Source organism: Amycolatopsis sp. NBC_01286, from assembly GCF_035982555.1.
Classification (GTDB): domain Bacteria; phylum Actinomycetota; class Actinomycetes; order Mycobacteriales; family Pseudonocardiaceae; genus Amycolatopsis.
In genome coordinates this window covers 1,548,504-1,566,223 of sequence record NZ_CP108428.1, presented here as the reverse complement: position 1 = coordinate 1,566,223, position 17,720 = coordinate 1,548,504, and the positions used below count along the sequence as shown (strand labels likewise).

Annotated in this window: 17 protein-coding genes; 11 read left to right on the top strand and 6 right to left on the bottom strand. The window is 72.1% G+C overall.

What is annotated here, in order from left to right; genetic code table 11:
* The first annotated feature begins 105 nt into the window (after positions 1-105).
* From OG570_RS07410 to tsaE, 6 genes are read left to right on the top strand one after another with little or no spacing between them, the layout of a single operon-like run.
* On the top strand, positions 106-939 hold the full coding sequence (locus tag OG570_RS07410; RefSeq protein ID WP_326946044.1) for a DeoR/GlpR family DNA-binding transcription regulator: 834 nt from the start codon (positions 106-108) through the stop codon (positions 937-939).
* Entirely contained in the window at positions 929-2,359 is a 1,431-nt protein-coding gene (gene xylB, locus OG570_RS07405; RefSeq protein WP_326956051.1) for a xylulokinase, read from the top strand. Before OG570_RS07410 ends, xylB begins: the two co-directional genes overlap by 11 nt.
* 5 nt (positions 2,360-2,364) lie before the next feature.
* Positions 2,365-3,456 (top strand): ABC transporter ATP-binding protein, encoded by a 1,092-nt coding sequence (locus OG570_RS07400; protein ID WP_247060595.1) that lies wholly within the window; start codon positions 2,365-2,367, stop codon positions 3,454-3,456.
* Positions 3,457-3,485: 29 nt separating this feature from the next.
* Positions 3,486-4,604, top strand: a complete 1,119-nt coding sequence (alr, locus tag OG570_RS07395) for an alanine racemase (RefSeq protein ID WP_326956050.1) — start codon at positions 3,486-3,488, stop codon at positions 4,602-4,604.
* Complete coding sequence (locus OG570_RS07390; RefSeq protein WP_326956049.1) at positions 4,601-5,701, top strand: alpha/beta fold hydrolase; 1,101 nt, start codon at positions 4,601-4,603, stop codon at positions 5,699-5,701. Before alr ends, OG570_RS07390 begins: the two co-directional genes overlap by 4 nt.
* Positions 5,698-6,153: a tRNA (adenosine(37)-N6)-threonylcarbamoyltransferase complex ATPase subunit type 1 TsaE gene (tsaE, locus tag OG570_RS07385; protein ID WP_326956048.1), complete on the top strand. Its 456-nt coding sequence runs from the start codon at positions 5,698-5,700 to the stop codon at positions 6,151-6,153. Before OG570_RS07390 ends, tsaE begins: the two co-directional genes overlap by 4 nt.
* Before the next feature lie 24 nt (positions 6,154-6,177).
* Here the strand turns inward: tsaE and OG570_RS07380 are convergent, their stop codons facing one another.
* Together OG570_RS07380 and OG570_RS07375 are read right to left on the bottom strand one after the other, a co-directional pair.
* Positions 6,178-7,509: a carboxyl transferase domain-containing protein gene (locus OG570_RS07380; protein ID WP_326956047.1), complete on the bottom strand. Its 1,332-nt coding sequence runs from the start codon at positions 7,507-7,509 to the stop codon at positions 6,178-6,180.
* The gene (locus OG570_RS07375; RefSeq protein ID WP_326956046.1) at positions 7,502-8,926 is read right to left on the bottom strand and encodes an acyl-CoA synthetase; all 1,425 of its coding nucleotides are present in this window, start codon (positions 8,924-8,926) and stop codon (positions 7,502-7,504) included. The genes OG570_RS07380 and OG570_RS07375 overlap by 8 nt, the downstream gene beginning before the upstream one ends.
* A gap of 146 nt (positions 8,927-9,072) precedes the next feature.
* On the opposite strand from OG570_RS07375, the gene tsaB reads away from it, so the two are divergent.
* From tsaB to tsaD, 3 genes are read left to right on the top strand one after another with little or no spacing between them, the layout of a single operon-like run.
* Positions 9,073-9,738: a tRNA (adenosine(37)-N6)-threonylcarbamoyltransferase complex dimerization subunit type 1 TsaB gene (gene tsaB / locus OG570_RS07370; RefSeq protein ID WP_326956045.1), complete on the top strand. Its 666-nt coding sequence runs from the start codon at positions 9,073-9,075 to the stop codon at positions 9,736-9,738.
* Complete coding sequence (rimI, locus tag OG570_RS07365) at positions 9,735-10,214, top strand: ribosomal protein S18-alanine N-acetyltransferase (RefSeq protein ID WP_326946051.1); 480 nt, start codon at positions 9,735-9,737, stop codon at positions 10,212-10,214. The genes tsaB and rimI overlap by 4 nt, the downstream gene beginning before the upstream one ends.
* Positions 10,214-11,260 (top strand): tRNA (adenosine(37)-N6)-threonylcarbamoyltransferase complex transferase subunit TsaD, encoded by a 1,047-nt coding sequence (gene tsaD, locus OG570_RS07360; protein ID WP_326956044.1) that lies wholly within the window; start codon positions 10,214-10,216, stop codon positions 11,258-11,260. The genes rimI and tsaD overlap by 1 nt, the downstream gene beginning before the upstream one ends.
* Positions 11,261-11,322: 62 nt before the next feature.
* Here tsaD and wecB read toward each other — a convergent pair whose 3' ends face one another.
* From wecB to OG570_RS07345, 3 genes are all read right to left on the bottom strand, one after another.
* Complete coding sequence (wecB, locus tag OG570_RS07355; protein WP_326956043.1) at positions 11,323-12,474, bottom strand: non-hydrolyzing UDP-N-acetylglucosamine 2-epimerase; 1,152 nt, start codon at positions 12,472-12,474, stop codon at positions 11,323-11,325.
* Positions 12,475-12,568: 94 nt separating this feature from the next.
* A complete protein-coding gene (locus OG570_RS07350; RefSeq protein ID WP_326946054.1) occupies positions 12,569-12,751 on the bottom strand; it encodes an LPXTG cell wall anchor domain-containing protein in 183 nt (60 codons plus the stop codon).
* A gap of 11 nt (positions 12,752-12,762) precedes the next feature.
* A complete protein-coding gene (locus OG570_RS07345) occupies positions 12,763-13,527 on the bottom strand; it encodes a choice-of-anchor P family protein (RefSeq protein ID WP_326956042.1) in 765 nt (254 codons plus the stop codon).
* Positions 13,528-13,839: 312 nt separating this feature from the next.
* On the opposite strand from OG570_RS07345, the gene xrtP reads away from it, so the two are divergent.
* Entirely contained in the window at positions 13,840-14,349 is a 510-nt protein-coding gene (gene xrtP / locus OG570_RS07340; RefSeq protein ID WP_326956041.1) for an exosortase P, read from the top strand.
* Entirely contained in the window at positions 14,346-15,722 is a 1,377-nt protein-coding gene (locus tag OG570_RS07335) for a glycosyltransferase family 2 protein (protein WP_326956040.1), read from the top strand. The genes xrtP and OG570_RS07335 overlap by 4 nt, the downstream gene beginning before the upstream one ends.
* Positions 15,723-15,782: 60 nt before the next feature.
* Here OG570_RS07335 and OG570_RS07330 read toward each other — a convergent pair whose 3' ends face one another.
* On the bottom strand, positions 15,783-17,675 hold the full coding sequence (locus tag OG570_RS07330; protein WP_326956039.1) for an N-acetylmuramoyl-L-alanine amidase: 1,893 nt from the start codon (positions 17,673-17,675) through the stop codon (positions 15,783-15,785).
* Between the last annotated feature and the right edge of the window lie 45 nt (positions 17,676-17,720).

Here is a 17,720-nt window from a genome sequence, read left to right as displayed (position 1 = left end):
TTTGTGCCCCCACCAAGCCCGCGAACCTGCGCCCGAGCGACCGGCGTGCGAAGAGTTATCGAGTTCTCTGTTAACTCCGGGCGTTAAATCTGGTAAGAAGTGCATGTGAGCGGCGGCACAGCGTCTGGAGACCGGAAGACCCGGCCGTCCGATGCTGTCGTCGAACAGCGGCGGCAGGACATCCTCGATCACGTCATCGAGCAGGGTGAAGCCCGGATCGACGACCTCACCGCACGCTTCAAGGTCAGCCTGATGACCATGCACCGCGACCTCGACGACCTCGACGAACGTCGTCTCCTGCGCAAGCTGCGCGGCAAGGTCGAGGCCTATCCGGCGCTCACCATCGAGACCGCCGCCCGCTTCCGCGACACCCTCCACCACGGCGAGAAGGACGCGCTCGGCGAGGCCGCCGCGAACCACGTCCAGCCCGGGCAGACCGTCTTCGTCGACGACTCCACCACCCTCCTTCCGCTGGTCAAGCGGCTCGCCGAGATCGACGCGCTCACCGTCGTCACCAACTCGCTGCACGCCGCCCGGCTGCTCGGGCCGAAGGTCGACGTCGTGCTCGCCGGCGGGCGGTACAGCCACGAGTACGACTCCTGCGCCGGGCCCGAGGTGCTGAACCTGCTCGACTCGATCCGCGCGGACGTCTCCTTCGTATCGGTCACCGCCGTCGCCATCGGGCGGCTCTACCACCCCGATCGCGACTACGCGGAGCTGAAGAAGACCGCGCTGAAGATCGCGAACCACAGCGTCCTCGTCGTCGACCACTCGAAGTTCGGCCGCACCGCGACCTACGCGCACGGCGACGTCGGGGACTACGACCTGCTGATCACCGGCGAGACCACGCCGACCGAGGAGATCGAGGCCGCGCTCAACGCGGGCACGGCGATCGAGATCGTCGAACACGTCGAGGAGGGGCAGCCGTATGACAGCTGAACTGGTGGCCGGCATCGATTCGTCCACGCAGTCGACCAAGGTCGTCGTGTGCGACGCCGGAACCGGGGAGATCGTGCGCACCGGCCGCGCGCCGCACCCGGACGGCACCGAGGTCGACCCCGCCGCCTGGTGGGGCGCCTTCCAGGAAGCGACCTCCGGGCTGCTCGACGACGTCAAGGCCATCGGCATCGGCGGCCAGCAGCACGGCATGGTGACGCTCGACGAAGACGGCGACGTCGTCCGGCCCGCGCTGCTCTGGAACGACAACCGCTCGGCGCAGGCCGCGCTCGACCTGATCGACGAGCTCGGCGGGCCGTCCGTCTGGGCGAAGTCCGTCGGGTCGGTGCCGGTCGCCAGCTTCACCGTCACGAAGCTGCGCTGGCTGGCCGACCACGAGCCGAAGCTGGCCGACCGCGTCGCCCGCGTGCTGCTGCCGCACGACTGGCTGACCTGGAAGCTCACCGGCGGCGACCCGGTCACCGACCGCGGTGACGCGTCCGGCACCGGCTACTTCTCGCCGTCCGACAACGCCTACCGCCTCGACGTCCTCGCGCACGCCTTCGGCGGCCGGACGCCGGAGCTGCCCACCGTGCTCGGCCCGGCCGACACGGCCGGTCACACGAAAGACGGCGTGCTCGTCTCCGCCGGCACCGGCGACAACATGGCCGCCGCGCTCGCGCTCGAACTGCAGCCGGGTGACGTCGTCGTGTCGCTGGGCACCAGCGGCACCGTGTTCGGCGTCGCCGAGACCGGCGCGGCCGACGCCAGCGGCGAGGTCGCCGGGTTCGCCGACGCCACCGGCCGCTTCCTCCCGCTGGCCTGCACGCTCAACGCCGCCCGCGTCCTGACGTCGACCGCGACGATGCTCGGCGCGACGCTGAGCGAGTTCGACCGGCTCGCCCTGCGCGCCGAGCCCGGGGCCGGCGGCCTGACGTTCCTGCCCTACCTGGACGGCGAACGCACCCCGAACCTGCCCGACGCCACCGGCTCGCTGGCCGGCCTGACCCGGGCCAACATGACGCCGGAGAACCTCGCGCGCAGCGCCGTCGAGGGCATGCTGTGCGGCCTGGCCGCCGGTCTCGACGCGGTCCGCGCGCACGGCCTCGACGTCCACCGCGTGCTGCTGATCGGCGGTGGCGCGCAGTCGGCCGCCGTCCGCGCGGTCGCGCCGCTCGTGTTCGGCGTGCCCGTGCAGCTGCCCGAGGTCGCCGAGTACGTCGCCATCGGCGCGGCGCGGCAGGCGGCCTGGGCCCTGACTTCCGGTGCGGAACCCCCGTCCTGGCAAGGAAAGAACAAGACGCGGCTCGAGCTGGACGAGCCGACCGAGGCGCAGCGCGCCGAGGGCCACCGGATCCAGCAGCGCCACCTCGAAGCGCGCGAAGCCGCGCACGGGGTCCGGCGGACTTTCGGAGAGGACTGACCCCGATGGCTTCCATCACCTACGACAAGGCGACCCGGCGTTACACCGGCAGCGACCGCCCGGCCGTCGACGCACTGGACCTGGAGATCGCCGACGGCGAGTTCCTGGTGCTGGTCGGCCCGTCCGGCTGCGGCAAGTCGACCAGCCTGCGCATGCTCGCCGGCCTCGAGGACATCGACGACGGCGCCGTCTGGATCGGCGACCGCGACGTCACGCAGCTGCCGCCGCGCTCGCGTGACATCGCGATGGTGTTCCAGAACTACGCGCTCTACCCGCACATGACCGTCGGGCAGAACATGGGCTTCGCGCTGAAGATCGCCGGGCGTCCCGCGTCCGAGATCAAGCAGAAGGTGCTCGACGCGGCCAAGCTGCTCGACATCGAGGACTACCTCGACCGCAAGCCGAAGGCGCTCTCCGGTGGTCAGCGCCAGCGCGTCGCCATGGGCCGCGCGATCGTGCGCGAGCCGCAGGTCTTCCTGATGGACGAGCCGCTGTCGAACCTCGACGCGAAGCTGCGTGTGTCGACCCGTACGCAGATCGCCGCGCTCCAGCGCCGCCTCGGCGTCACGACCGTGTACGTCACGCACGACCAGGTCGAGGCCATGACGATGGGTGACCGCGTCGCCGTGCTGTCGGACGGCCTGCTGCAGCAGTGCGACACCCCGCGCGCGCTCTACGACAAGCCCGCGAACGCGTTCGTCGCCGGCTTCATCGGCTCGCCCGCGATGAACCTCGTCACCGCGAAGCTCACCACCGACGGCGCCGAGGTGGGTGGCGCGCGCGTGCCGCTGACCCGCGAGATCATCGCCGCCGCCGAAGGCGACACCGTGACGCTGGGCTTCCGGCCGGAGTCGCTCGAGGTGTCGGCCACCGAAGACGGCACCGTGCCGATCAAGGTGGAACTGGTCGAGGAGCTCGGTTCGGACGCCTACGTCTACGGCAAGCTCGCCGAGACCGACGCCGAGGGCACCAAGTCCAACGTCGTGGCCCGGGTCGACCCGCGCAAGCCGCCGGCCATGGGTGACACCCTGCACCTGCGGATCCGTCCCGACGAGCTGCACGTGTTCTCCGCCACGTCCGGGGCGCGCCTGTCCTGACCTCGGGTCATGGGAAACTGGCGGGCGTCATGACGCCCTCCAGTTCTCCCCGCGCCCAGGTCGACATCGACCTCGACGCGATCCGCCACAACCTCACGCTGCTGGGCGCCCGCGCGCCCGGCGCCGAAGTGATGGCCGTGGTGAAGGCCGACGCCTACGGCCACGGCGCGCTGCCGGTGGCGCGCGCCGCGGTCGAGGCCGGCGCGAGCTGGCTCGGCACCTGCTCGCTCGGCGAGGCCCTCGACCTGCGCCGCGCCGGGATCACCACCCGGCTGTTCAGCTGGCTGGACGTGCCCGAGGTCGACTTCGCCGCGGGCGTCGAGGCGGACGTCGACCTCGCCGCCAGCTCGGTCGGTGAGCTACGTCGCATCGCCGCCGCCGTCCCCGCGGGTACCCGGGCTCGCGTGCACCTCAAAATCGACACCGGCCTCTCGCGCAACGGCTGCCCGCCCGCGGGCTGGGCCGAGCTGGTCGCGGCCGCGGCCGCCGAACCGCGCGTCGACGTCGTCGCGATCTGGTCGCACCTCGCGTGCGCGGACGAGCCGGGCCACCCGTCGATCGACGCCCAGGCGAAGCGCTTCGACGACGCCTACGACGTCGCCCGCGCCGCCGGGCTCGACCCGCTGCGCCACCTCGCGAACTCCGCGGCCCTGCTGACCCGGCCGGACCTGCACTTCGACGTCGTGCGGCCGGGCATCGCGATGTACGGGCTCAACCCGGTGCCGCAGGCCGAGGACCTGCGCCCGGCCATGACGTTCCGGTCCGCCGTCGCGCTGGTCAAGCGCATCGAGGCCGGGGAGTCGGTGTCCTACGGGCACACCTGGACCGCGTCGCACGACACGAACCTGGCCCTGGTGCCGGCCGGGTACGCCGACGGCGTGCCGCGGTCGCTGTCCGGGCGGATGGACGTCTGGTTGGGCGGGCAACGGCGGCCGGTCGTCGGGCGCGTCTGCATGGACCAGCTGATCGTCGGCTGCGGTGACTTCGAGCCGGACGTCGGCGCCGAGGTCGTCCTGTTCGGTCCGGGGACGTGCGGTGAGCCGACGGCGCGGGAATGGGCCGACAAGCTCGGCACCATCGACTACGAGATCGTGACGTCGATGTACCGCCCGCGGGTGGCGCGCCGGTATCTGGGGGCGGCCTCGTGACACCTTCACGTCGACTGCTGGCCATCGCCGGCGGCGTCGGAGCCGTGGCCACCGGGACCGCCGCGGCCGCCATCGCGGTCGCCGCGCAGCAGCGGCGGCACAGTGAGGACCCGTACGTGGACGAGCCCCTGGGGGAGCTGAAGCCGGACCGCACGTCCACGGTCGCGGCCGACGACGGCACCCCGCTTTCGGTCGAGGAGATCGACCCGGAAGACGGCGGCGAGCCCGAACTGACCGTCGTGGGCGTGCACGGCTTCGCGCTTTCGCGGCGGTGCTTCCACTTCCAGCGCCGCGACCTCGCGAAGCTGCGGCTGCCGCGCGTGCGTCAGGTCTACTACGACCACCGCGGCCACGGCCTGTCCGGCGCGGCGTCGGCGGAGAACTCGACGATCGAGCAGCTGGCCCGCGACCTCGACGTCGTGCTGCGGTCGCTGGTGCCGTCGGGGCCCATCGTGCTGGTGGGGCACTCGATGGGCGGCATGGTGATCATGGAGCTGGCCGCGGAGTTCCCCCAGCTGTTCGCGGACCGCGTGGCCGGCGTCGCCTTCATCGCGACGGCGGCGGGCGAGGTCGGGGCGCGCGGGCTGCCGCGTTCGCTGCTCTCGAAGTACAACCCGCTGACGCGCGCCGCCGGCGGTCTCGCCGGCTGGCAGCCGGGCCTGGTCGAGTTCGTCCGCGCGGCCGGCGGCCAGCTGACGCGCCAGGCCGTGCGCCGGCTGGCGTTCGGCAGCCGCGACGTCGCACCCCGGCTCGTCGACTTCATGCTCGAGATGCTGGAAGTGACGCCGGTGCGCGGGCTCGTGAACTTCGTCGACACGCTCGGCAGCCACAACCGCTACGCGGCGCTGGCCGGGCTGAAGACCGCGGAAGTGCTGGTGCTCGGCGGTGATTCGGACCGGTTCACGCCGTTCGCGCACGCCGAGCGGATCGCGTCCGAGCTGCCCGACGCGGAGCTGGTGCGCGTCCGCGGCGCCGGGCACATGGTGCTGCTGGAGCAGCCGGACCTGGTGACCAGCCATCTGATCGACTTGTTGCAACGCTGCTCCGGTGTGGACGGCGAGGACTCGGCCCGGCGGAACTGGTGGTGGCAGCGTTGACGTATCTGTTCCCGACACCCGAAGACACGATGGAGTTCGGGCGCTCGCTCGGCCGCTCCCTGCGCGCGGGTGACCTGGTGCTGCTCGCCGGGCCCCTCGGCGCGGGCAAGACCACGCTGACCCGCGGCATCGCGGACGGCCTTGGCGTCGGCGGCCGGGTGAGCAGCCCGACGTTCGTGCTGGCCCGCGTCCACCCGGCGGGTGCCGCCGGCGTGCCGCTGGTGCACGTCGACGCGTACCGCCTGGGCGGGGACCTGTCCCAGCTGGACGACCTGGACCTGGACACGGACCTGGAGCGTTCGGCCATCGTCGTCGAGTGGGGCGAGGGCTCGGCGGAGCGGCTGTCGTCGGACTACCTGGTGGTCCGGCTGGACCGCCGCGACGACGACGTCCGCGAGGTGACGCTGGAACCCCACGGCACCTGGTCGGCACGGGCTGTCGTGAGTGTTTAGGGCGGTTCTAACCGCCCTAAACACTCACGACTCTTGCACCGAGACGACCGCGCGGGCCACGCCCAGCTGCACCAGGTCCTGTGGTCGTAGGCGGAGCTGGTTGGCCAGCTCCGGGACCTCCGACGCGGGACGTTTCAGGATCGCCGCCGCCGCTTCGGGGGAGGTCACCGAGAAGTACGCGTCCGGGGTCACCCACGTCGAGCCCGGGGCCGCGAACGCCAGTGCGCCGCCCGAACCGCCCTCGCCGATCACCAGCGTTGTCACCGGGGCCGACGCCGTCGCGACCGCCTCGAACAGGTCCGCGATCGCGCCGCCCGCGCCCGCCTGTTCCGCCGCCGCGTCGTTGGCCGCACCCGGGGTGTCGACCAGCGTCAGCACCGGGATCGCCAGCCGTGACGCCAACCGGACCAGACGCGCCGCCGTGCGGAAGCCCGACGGCAGCGTCGGCGTGCCGCACTGGGCCGCGTACGCGATCGTCCGGCCGTTGCGCCAGCCGAAGCCGCAGCGGACGCCGTCGTCGACGCCGCCGCAGCGGTCGCCGCTGATGTCCTCGCGCCAGTCGAAGTAGGCGTCCAGGTACTCGACGGCTCGCGCTCGGCGTGGGGACCGCGCGGCCTGGACCGCGTCCCAGCCCGTGTCCGGCAGCGCCGCCTCGCGCAGCGCGCGTGGCGGTGGCGCCGCGGCGTTCGACGGGGACGTCAGCAAGCGCAGCCAACGTTCCAATGCCGGTCCGAGGTCCTCGGCCGCGACGATGGCGTCCACCTGGCCCCAGGCGAGCTTTGCCTCTGCCGTGTAGGCCTCGGGGGAGCCGGCCGGACGCACGCGTGAACCCGCGAAGCCGACCTGGGCCTCGGGCAGCGCGAGGATGACGTCGGCGCCCGCGCCGAGCGTCGCCCAGCCGCCGCCGGTCGTCGGGTCGCGCAGCACCGCGATCTGCGGGACGCCCGCCGCGCGCGTCCGCGCCGCCGCCCGCGCCACGCGCTGCAGCTGCATGAGCGCGCGCATCCCCTGCTGCATGCGGCTGCCGCCGGTCGCGATCAGCGAGACCACCGGCAGCCGGACGTCGCGGGCGTGCGCGAACGCCGCCTCGATCCGGTCGCCGGTGCGCTGGCCCAGCGAGCCGCCGAGGAACCCGAACTCGAACGCGATCACGACGGCTTCGGCGTCCCCGATCTTCGCCGTCCCGCAGACGACCGACTCCTTCTCGCCGGTGCGCTCTTCGGCGGCGGAGCGTGCTTCGCGGTAGCCCGGCCAGTCGATCGGCCCGTCGGCGGGCTCCTCGCGCAGCGGCGTCGTGAACTCCTCGAAGCCGGTCGAAATCGTGTCGACGACCTCGCGCGCCGGCCGCCTAGTCACCGAGCGCTCGCTTCAGGACCTTGCCCATGTCGTTGCGCGGCAAGGCATCCAGGTACCGGACGACCCGCGGGCGCTTGTGCGGCGCGAGCAGCCGGGCGACGTGGTCGGCCAGCTCCTCGGCCGACGGCCGCTCGCCCTCCGGGACAACCCAGGCGACGATCCGCTCGCCGAGGTCGTCGTCCGGCTCGCCGGTGACGGCCGCTTCGGCGACGCCGGGGTGCTCCAGCAGCGCGTTCTCGATCTCGCCCGCGCCGATCTTGTAGCCGCCGCTCTTGATCAGGTCGGTCGCCTTGCGCCCGACGATCTTGACGTACCCGTCGGCGTCGCGCGTGGCCATGTCGCCGGTGCGGAACCAGCCGTCGGCCAGCGCGGCCGCGGTGGCGTCCGGGCGGTTGAGGTACTCGGTGAAGAGGTTGGGGCCGCGCACCTGGATTTCGCCGACGGTCTCGACGTCGTCGAGCACCTCGCCGGCGTCGCCGATCAGCCTGAGTTCCACGCCGCCGAGCGGGACGCCGACGGTGCCGGGCTTGCGTTCGCCGTCCGCGCGGACGCTCGTGTTCATCAGCGTCTCGGTCATGCCGTAGCGCTCGACGACCTGCTGGCCGGTCGCTTCGGTGATCCGCTGGTGGTCGTGCACCGGCAGCGCCGCCGACCCCGACACGAGCAGCCGCGCGCCGCGCAGGGCATCGGTCAACGCTTCGTCAGTCCCGACCTCACCGGCGATGCGGTGGTACATCGTCGGGACGCCGAACACCATGGTCGCGCCGGCCTTCAGCTCGCGGGCGACGCCGTCGGTCGAGAACCGGCCGAGGTGGCGGACCGAGCCGCCGCGGCGCAGCGGGCCGAGGATGCCGAGGATCAGGCCGTGCACGTGGAACAGCGGGAGTCCGTGCACCAGGACGTCGTCGGCGGTCCACGCCCAGGCGTCTTCGAGGGCGTCCAGCGTGGTCGCGATCGAACGGCGGGGGAGGACGACGCCCTTCGGCGGCCCGGTGGTCCCCGACGTGTAGACGATCAACGCGGGCGTCTCGGCGTCCGGCTCTTCCTTGAGCGGCGTGGCCGGCCCGGTCAGCGGGATGTCCCGCCGCGGCAGGCCGGCGAGCCCGACAGGCAGCGCGACGCCGGGTTCGGCCAGCACCAGCTGCGGCTCGCTGTCGGCGAGGATGTGCGCGAGCTCGCGCTCGCCGATCTTCGGGTTCAGCGGCACCGCGGGCACCCCGGCGAGCAGGGCGGCGACGACGGCGACGCTGGTGTGCAGGGTCGGCGTCGCCCACACGGCGACGCGGCCGCGGGGCAGCTCGGCGGCGAGACCGCCGGCGACGGCGGCGAGCTCGGCGTAGGTCAGGGCCTGTTCGCCGAATCGGAGGGCTTCGTTGCCCGAGGCTGACGTGAGGGCGGGGAACAACGGGTCGGGCACCGCGGGGACCTCCAGCTCGGGGGACTCGCTCCTGCGAACCCCGATTCGCACGTTACCGTGCGGATAAGACCCCCGCAGCGACCGGTTTCACCGGTGATCCGGGCCCGCGAACGCGACATCCCGGCCTGGTCGTAGGCTGGGACACCGTGTTGGTACTGGCGATCGATACCTCGACCCCGGCGGTCACCGCGGGCGTCGTCGCACTGGACGGCGACCGGGTCGAGACGCGCGGCGACCGCGTCACCGTGGACCCGCGCGCCCACGGCGAGCTGATCACGCCGCACGCGCTGGCCGCGGCCGAAGCCGCCGGCATCACCCTCAAGGACCTCGACGCCATCGTCGTCGGCGTCGGTCCCGGGCCGTTCACCGGCCTGCGCGCCGGCATGGCCACCGCGGCCGCCTTCGGCCACGCGCTCGGCATCCCGGTGTACCCGGTCGGCAGCCTCGACGCGATCGCCGCCGACGTCGCCCCGGGTGAGAAGCCGTTCCTCGTGCTCACCGACGCCCGCCGCCGCGAGGTCTACTGGGCGGCCTACGACGCGTCCGGCGCGCGCACGCACGGTCCCGACGTCCAGCGCCCGGCCGACCTCGAAACCGACGTCAAGGCCGCGGCCGGCGACGGCGCGGTCCTCTACGGCGCGGTGCTCGACGTCCGGCCGATCGAGCCGCGCTTCCCGTCGCCCGCCGGGCTGGTCAAGGCCGCTCGGAGCGCCCTGCTCGCGCAGGAGACGCCCGCGCCGCTGACGCCGTTGTACCTGCGGCGCCCCGACGCCGCTGAGCCGTCGGCGCCGAAACGGGTGACCGCGCCGTGAGACTCGATCCCCTGCGCCGCAAGGACATCGCCCGCTGCGTCGAGATCGAGAAGATCCTCTTCCCCGGGGACGACCCGTGGAACGCCCACGCGTTCCACTCCGAGCTGGACATCGGCCACTTCTACCTGGCCGCGCGCCCGGACGAGGGCGACGAGCTCCTCGGCTACGCCGGGCTGGCCGTTCTCGGCCGGCGTCGCGGCGAGTACGAGGCGACCGTGCACACCCTCGGCGTCGCGCCCGAGTACCAGGGCCAGGGCATCGGCAAGGCGCTGCTGCTGGCCCTGCTCGAACGCGCCGACGAGTTCGAGGCGCCGGTGTTCCTCGAGGTCCGCACGGACAACACGACCGCGCTCGGGCTGTACGAGCGCCACGGCTTCGAACGGCTCGGCATCCGGAAGCGCTACTACCAGCCTTCCGGTGCCGACGCGTACACGATGGTCCGCCCCGCGCGGACGCGAGACGAGGTGGCGGGCTGATGTCGCGCATCATCATGGGCATCGAGAGCTCGTGCGACGAGACCGGCGTCGGCCTGGTCCGCCTGCACGACGACGGCACGCTCGAGCTGCTGGCCGACGAGGTCGCCTCGAGCGTCGAGCAGCACGCGCGCTTCGGCGGTGTCGTGCCCGAGGTCGCCAGCCGGGCGCACCTCGAAGCGATGGTCCCGACGACTGAACGGGCTTTCGCCACGGCCGGGCTGTCACTGTCCGATGTGGACGCCATCGCGGTGACGGCGGGGCCGGGCCTCGCGGGTGCGCTGCTCGTCGGCGTCTCCGCGGCGAAGGCGTACGCGACGGCGCTGGACGTGCCGCTCTACGGCGTCAACCACCTGGCCGGGCACATCGCGGTGGACACGCTGCAGCACGGGCCGTTGCCGGCGCCGTGCCTGGCGCTGCTGGTTTCCGGCGGGCACACGCAGCTGCTGCGCGTCGACGACATCGCGTCGTCGATCACCGAGCTGGGGTCCACTGTGGATGACGCGGCGGGGGAGGCGTACGACAAGGTCGCGCGCGTGCTCGGCCTGCCGTACCCGGGCGGCCCGCCGATCGACAAGGCCGCGAAGAACGGCAACCCGGCCTCGATCGCGTTCCCGCGCGGCATGACCGGCCCGCGTGACGCGAAGTTCGACTTCTCCTTCTCCGGCTTGAAGACGTCGGTCGCGCGCTGGGTCGAAGGCGCTCAGCGGCGCGGCGAGGAGATCCCGGTGGACGACGTCGCGGCGTCGTTCCAGGAGGCCGTCGCGGACGTGCTGACGGCGAAGGCGATCCGCGCGGCGAAGGAGCAGGGGATCGGCACGATCGTCATCTCCGGCGGTGTGGCGGCGAACTCGCGGCTGTCGTCGCTGGCGGCGGAACGCTGCGCGGCGGCGGGCATCGAGCTGCGCGTCCCGCGGCCGCGGCTGTGCACGGACAACGGCGCGATGATCGCCGCGCTGGGCGCCCACGTGGTGGCGGCCAAGCGCCCCACGGCGGCCCTGGACTTCAGCGCGAACCCGGCCCTCCCGGTCACCGTCATCTCGCTCTAGTACCGCTCGTGAGTGGTAATGAGGGTTAGAACCCGCATTACCACTCACGACGAGTCTTGGTCCTAGGAAGCCGCGGCGTGCCTGTGCGCCGGCGTCCCGACGCCCAGCAGCTCCTCGATCGCCGCCACCGCCAAGACGGCCGCATTGCCGTTGCCGTAAGGGTTTCCGACCTGGGTCGTGCGCAGCTCGCCGCGCAGCAGGCGGGCCGCGGTGTCGGCGATGCGGGCCGTGTCCGTGCCCACCAGCCACGCGCACCCCGCGTCGACGACCTCCGCGCGCTCGGTGACGTCGCGCAGGACCAGCACGGGCGTGCCGAACGTCGGCGCCTCCTCTTGGATGCCGCCCGAGTCCGTCAGCACCAGCGACGCCAGCCGCAGCGCGCGGACCAGGTCCGGGTACTCCAGCGGGTCCGTCACCGTCACCCGCGGCAGGCCGCCCAGCGAGGCGTCCACCTGGGCCCTGACCTGCGGGTTCGGGTGCGCCGGGAACAGCACCTGGACGTCCGGGTGCTCGGCGACGATCAGCTGCACAGCGGCGAGCGTCTGCTCCAGCGGCTCGCCCCAGGACTCGCGGCGGTGCGACGTCACCAGCACCAGCCGCTCGCCGGCCTCCGCGATCTCCATCTCCAGCAGCGCCAGCGCCGTGTCGCGCGCCGGGAGGTCGCGCGCCGCGATCTCCAGCACCGCGTCGACGATCGTGTTGCCCGTGACCGCGATGCGTTGCCGCGCAACGCCTTCCGCGCGCAGCTCGGCCGCCGCGCCGAGGGTCGGCGCCAAGTGCAGTGCGGCCAGGCGGGATACCATCTGCCGCGCGCCCTCTTCGGGGAACGGCGCCGTGAGGTCGTGCGTGCGCAGTCCGGCTTCCAGGTGCACCACCGGGATGCCCAGCCAGAACGCGGCCAGCGCGCCCGCCAGCGTCGTCGTCGTGTCGCCCTGGACGACCAGCGCGGCCGGGGCGTAGCGGCGCAGCGCGTCGTCGAGCGCCGGCAGCAGGCCCGCCACGAGCTCCGCCTGGCCGCCGGTGACGCGCGGCGGGACGTCCAGCCACGCGTCGGCGACCAGGCCGAACGGCAGCAGTGCCTGTTCGACCATGCCGGCGTGCTGGCCGCTGTGGACCAGGATCGGCCGGAGTGTCGGGTGCGCGTCCATGGCCAGCGCCAGCGGCGCGAGTTTGAGCGCTTCCGGGCGGGTCCCGGCCAGCAACATCACATCCACCCCGCGGTGCCTCTTTTCCACATCGTCCAGTTTCCACGAAAATCTCTGCCAAGGGCCGCCGGCGTGCGAGGGGCGCACGCCGACGGCCCCGGCCTCAGTGCTCCCGCGCCTGGGAGAGCCGGCGGTTGCGGCGGTGGACGGCGATCAGCGCGACGGTCCCGAGCAGGACCAGCAGCACGCCGATGGCCAGCCACCACCCGATGTCGGCGCCGGTGGCGGCGAGGGTGCCCACCCCGCCACCGGCCACGCCGACGCCCGCGCCCGGCATCTTGTACATCCGGACCTCACTCAGGCCGTGCGGCGGTTGCGGAGAATGCGCGTGCCGATCGGCAGCGCGATGGCGCCGAGCAGGCCGAGCCCGACCCACAGGCCGGCACCGGAGGCCAGCGGCATCGGCGGCGCGGCCGGGCCGCAGGTCGCCGACGACACGATCACGTCACCCGAGCCGAGCGCGCCGACGACGCCGCCGAGCAGCTTCACGTGGAGGGCGTTGACCGTGAGGCTGCCGTCCTTGTTCTGGATCTGCTCGTTGAGGATGATCGTCGCCACGTTGACCAGGCCGATGGCCACCTTGACCTGGGTGTTCGGTGCCGGGTTGGCGTCGACCGCGCCGACGCTGCCGAGCTTCGCGTCGGCCAGCGTGCTGCTGCCCTTGACGCCTTCCTGGGTGGCGGTGCAGACGGCTTCGACGGTCTTGACGCCGACGGTGCCGAGCGCGGCCTTGAGCAGCGGCAGGCCGACGTCGGCGGTGGTCGCCTTCGCCGTCACCGCACCGGATTCGTCGTCGCGCTTGGCCTCGGCGGTGATCACCCCGGCGGTCAGGATCCCGGCCGCGTTGGCGCTGGCCACGGTGTTCGTCGTCGGGCCCGCGGTGTTGGCGGCCGCGAGCGGCCCGACCTTCACCGCAGGCTGGCCGAGCAGCGTCACGTTCACGCTGACGCCGTACGCGGAACCGTCGCCGGGGGCCGCCGAAGCGGGGGCCGCGCCGGCGAGCACGACGCTCGCCACGACCGCGGCGAGCAGTCCGCCACGGCGCACGAGGGAGCTCTTCATCAACTGGTCCTCCGAATTCGCTGAGTTTCTCGGGGGTTCGCGTGGTGTGTCCGACTCCGGCGCGGATCGGTCCGGCCAGCCTCGAGTCGGCACGCGAATCGACTATCGCCAACACGACCTCGAATAGCACACGAAATTCACCGAATCACCGGATCGGGTAATGCTTTCGGACGTCTTCGCAGGTCGAATGCGGCATCACTCGGACGGTCTAGCAAGTTCGCCGCCGCACCTGCCGAATGGCCGCTTGAACCTCCATGAGAAATCGACACCGAGAGGAACGTCGTGGCCGTAGCGAGCGCTCCGAACTCAGGGATGGCGAAGTTCCCGCTGGTCGTAGGGCTGGGCGCGCTGGCCGCCGCGGGTGCCGTCGTGGTGCTGGCCGAGCGGCTGTACCGCGAGCTGGAAGTACAGCTGGCGGGCGCGATCCTCAACATCATCACTACATCGGGTGTTTATGTCGCCGGTGATCGGGAGTCCGTTTACTTTGGGTTGAGCGGCGCTGCTCCATTCGGGTTGAGAATGACACCGGAATGTTCATCGGCGTTTCTTCTGCTGCCACTGCTCGTTGTGACGATGGCCATGCTCTGGTTCCGGCCCGCGAATGCGCGCCGGTTGTTCTTTTCCCTCGGCGTTTCCGCGGTCGTCGTGGTGCTGGTGAACCAGCTGCGCATTCTCACGATCGTCGGGCTGGTCCACCAGCTCGGCCCGGACGAGGGCTACTACTGGGGGCACACGCTGCTCGGCTCGATGGTGAGCGTGTTCGGCGGCGCCGTCTCGCTCGTCCTGTTCGTCTGGCTGGCCACGCGGAAGAAGAACGCATGAGCGGCAAGGTCCTGCTGGCGATCACCCAGGCGTTCGCGCTGACGATGAGCGTGGCGTTCCTGGTCTACGTCGTGCTGATCGTCGTGCCGTACCTGCGCCGCAAGCCCGGCCCGGTCGGTGACCCGGCGGACTTCACGTGGCACTTCTTCGTCCCGTGCCGCGACGAGCAGACCGTCATCCGCGAGACGATCCGCTACCTGCGCACGACGTTCCGGCACGCGCACGTCTGGGTCGTCGACGACGACTCGGAGGACCGCACCGCCCGCGTCGTCCGGATGCTGTGGCGGCGCAACGGTGGTTACGACCCGTACCTGCACCTCGTGCCGCGCGTCCGGCCCGAAGCCCGCACCGGCAAGGGTGACGCGCTCAACGCGGCCTACCGGGCCTTGAACGACTGGATGGGGCCGGACGCGACCCGCGACGACGTCGTGGTCGTGGTGGTCGACGCCGACGGCCGCCCGGCGCCGAACTGCCTCGAGGTCTGCGCGGCGGACCACCTCTTCGGCGACCTGGGGATCGGCGCGGTGCAGCTCGACGTGTGGATGAGCAACGTCGAAACCCCGCCGCCGACGCGCAACCCGGCCGGCCGCTGGTTCGGGCTGAAGCTCGCGCAGCTGCAGGACCTGGAGTTCCGGACGGCGATCGCGGCGATCCAGACGTCGCGCGGCTTCACCGGCACTATCTCCATGGGCGGCAACGGCCAGTTCACCCGGCTCACCGCGCTCGACTCGATCGCCGGCCCGGGCGGGCAGCCGTGGCGCGGTTCGCTGCTGGAGGACTTCGAGCTCGGCGTCCACCTGCTGACCGCGGGCTGGCGCACCGGGTTCACCCCGGATTCCCATGTGGCGCAGGAAGGTCTGTACAGCCTGCGGCGGTTCCTGGTGCAGCGCACGCGCTGGGGCCAGGGCACCATGCAGTGCGCGCGGTACCTGCGGCGGATCTGGGACTCGCCGCACGTCAGCACGCTCGGCGCGGCGGAGATGATGTACTACCTCGCGCAGCCGTGGCTGCAGCTGCTCGGCTCGCTGCTGTACCCGATCCCGTTCCTGCTGCTGATCTTCAGCACCGCCGGCGACCCGGCGCAGATGTGGACGTGGTTCACCGGCGGCGCCTGGATCCTGTTCGCGATCTACGGTTCGTTCGGCCTGCTGCCGTTCCTGGTCTGGGGCCCGATCTACCAGCTGAAGTGCTTGCGCAGCCGCAATGTGCTGCGGGGCATCGGCCTGGGCTTCGCGTACGCGGCGTACATCTACACGTTCTACGTGACGTCGTGGCGAGCGCTGTTCCGGCTGATCCGCCGCCGCAACGGCTGGGCGAAGACACGCCGCAACACCGAGCGGTCCGGGGGAGCGAAGGTCGCGCTCGACGCCTGAAAGCCGTGAAGGCCCCCTTCCCGGCCATAAGAGCCGGTAAGGAGGCCTTCACGGCTTGGGCTAGAACGCCGGCAGGAACCGGACGTCGTCCGCCTTGACGAACGCGATCCGGTGCCCGAACTGGATCTGGACGTACTTGAGCTTGCCCTTCACGACCACGTGGTCGGCCACGTCGAACGTGGTCGCCGAGTAGTACTCCGACCCGACCACCCCGGCCGACGAGTACTTCTGCCCGGCGGCCAGCGTGTACGGCAGCGGCGTGATCGCCTGCGGCGTGAGGTTCGCCGGGTAGGCCTCGGGTTCGGGGTAGGCGCGCCCGTACACCGGAATCGTGGCCAGGCCCGGCTTCGGCGTCACGACCAGGCCGATCGCCGACTTGGCGACGCGCGCGTTGTGCGGGTTGTGGAACCAGCCCTTCTGGCCGAGGTACCAGATCGCCGTCCAGTCGCCGCTGGTGCCGGCGACGGCGAACTGCTGCCCGGTGGCGGCGCGGCTGCCGACGTCGGAGACGTCCGTTGTGGACGGTCCGCCCGCGGGGTGCAGGCCGATGTCGACCAGCAGCGGCGAGGCGTCACTGGGCTGCGAGTGCAGCACGACGGCCTCGGAACCCCTTGGCGCGCAAGGTGTTCCGGCGGTGTCGCAGCCGGTGAAGAGCGGCTGGTTCGTCGCGAAGTCCGGATCGATGGTGACCAGCGACGAGCCGGGCAGGCCGAACCCGCCGAGCGGCGCGCCCAGCAGGTCGAAGTAGTGCGACCAGTCCCAGTAGGGGCCCGGGTCCCAGTGCATGCCCGCGATCGTCGACGGGACCGTGCCCGGCACGTTGTCGTGGCCGATGATGTGCGCGCGGTCGAGCGGGATGTCGTACTTGCGCGCCAGGTAGCCGACGAGCTTCGCGCTCGAGCGGTACATCGCCTCGGTGTACCAGGTGCCCTTCGCGGCGAAGCCCTCGTGCTCGACGCCGATCGACTTCGCGTTGATGTACCAGTTGCCCGCGTGCCAGGCGACGTCCTTGGTCGGGACGTGCTGCGCGATCAGGCCGTCGGCCGAGCGGATGGTGTAGTTCCAGCTGACGTACGTCGGGTCCTGGGCGAGCTTGAGGACGCTGTCCCAGTAGCCCTCGGTGTCGTGGATGACGATGTGGTCGATCTTCTGGCTGACCGGCCGGTTGGCCAGGTCGTGGTTGCCGTAGTCGTCGTTCGGCAGCTCCTGGTAGGGAGCCGGGACGGACTCGCAGGTGACGGTCCGCGGGCACTCGACGTTCGCCGGGTTCGCCGCGGCCTCGGCGTGCTTCGGCAGCGCGAGGCCCGGCGTGGCGGCGAGGGTGACCTGCTGGCCGTCGTCGGTGGTGCGGCTCATGCCGCTCTTGATCGTCTCGAAGACCTCGTCGGCGAACGTCTGCGCGGCGTCGCCGGTCGAGCCGCTGTAGTGCGCGACGGCGTCGTACCAGTCGGTCCCGCCGACGTGGTACTTCGCGAGCAGCGCGGCGCCGCCCCGGATGTTCTGCCGGGTGTCGGTGCGCAGGGTCCGCGCGTCGGTCTTCGTCAGCGCCGCGGCCTCGTCGACGGTCTGCAGCCCGGTCTGCGGCGGCACGTCGGGCCCGGCGGCCGGGTGCAACGCGGGCCGCGCGTCGTCGCCGCGCGGGTCCTCACTGCCGACGTCGTGGTGACTGCCGGCGACCCCGGCTTCCCGCAGGTCGGTGAGGTGCATCGGGCCGTAGCCGGCGGACGCGCTGGGCGTCCCGGCGTTGAAGTCCCACCGGGATTCGAGGTAGGAGACGCCGAGCAGGACGTCCACCGGCACCCCGAACTCGGCCGCGGCGGCGGCGAAGTCCCGCTGCCGCTGATCGGTGGTGGTGCTCGCGGCGTGAGCTTGGCCGGTGAGGGCCCCGCCGAGCAGGGCGACGGCGGCGGCCAGCGCCGCCGTTCTGGAGAGCGAACGAGACGACATGGGCATAAACCCCCAGGGTTCAGGTGCCAGACGGTGAGAACCTAACCAGAA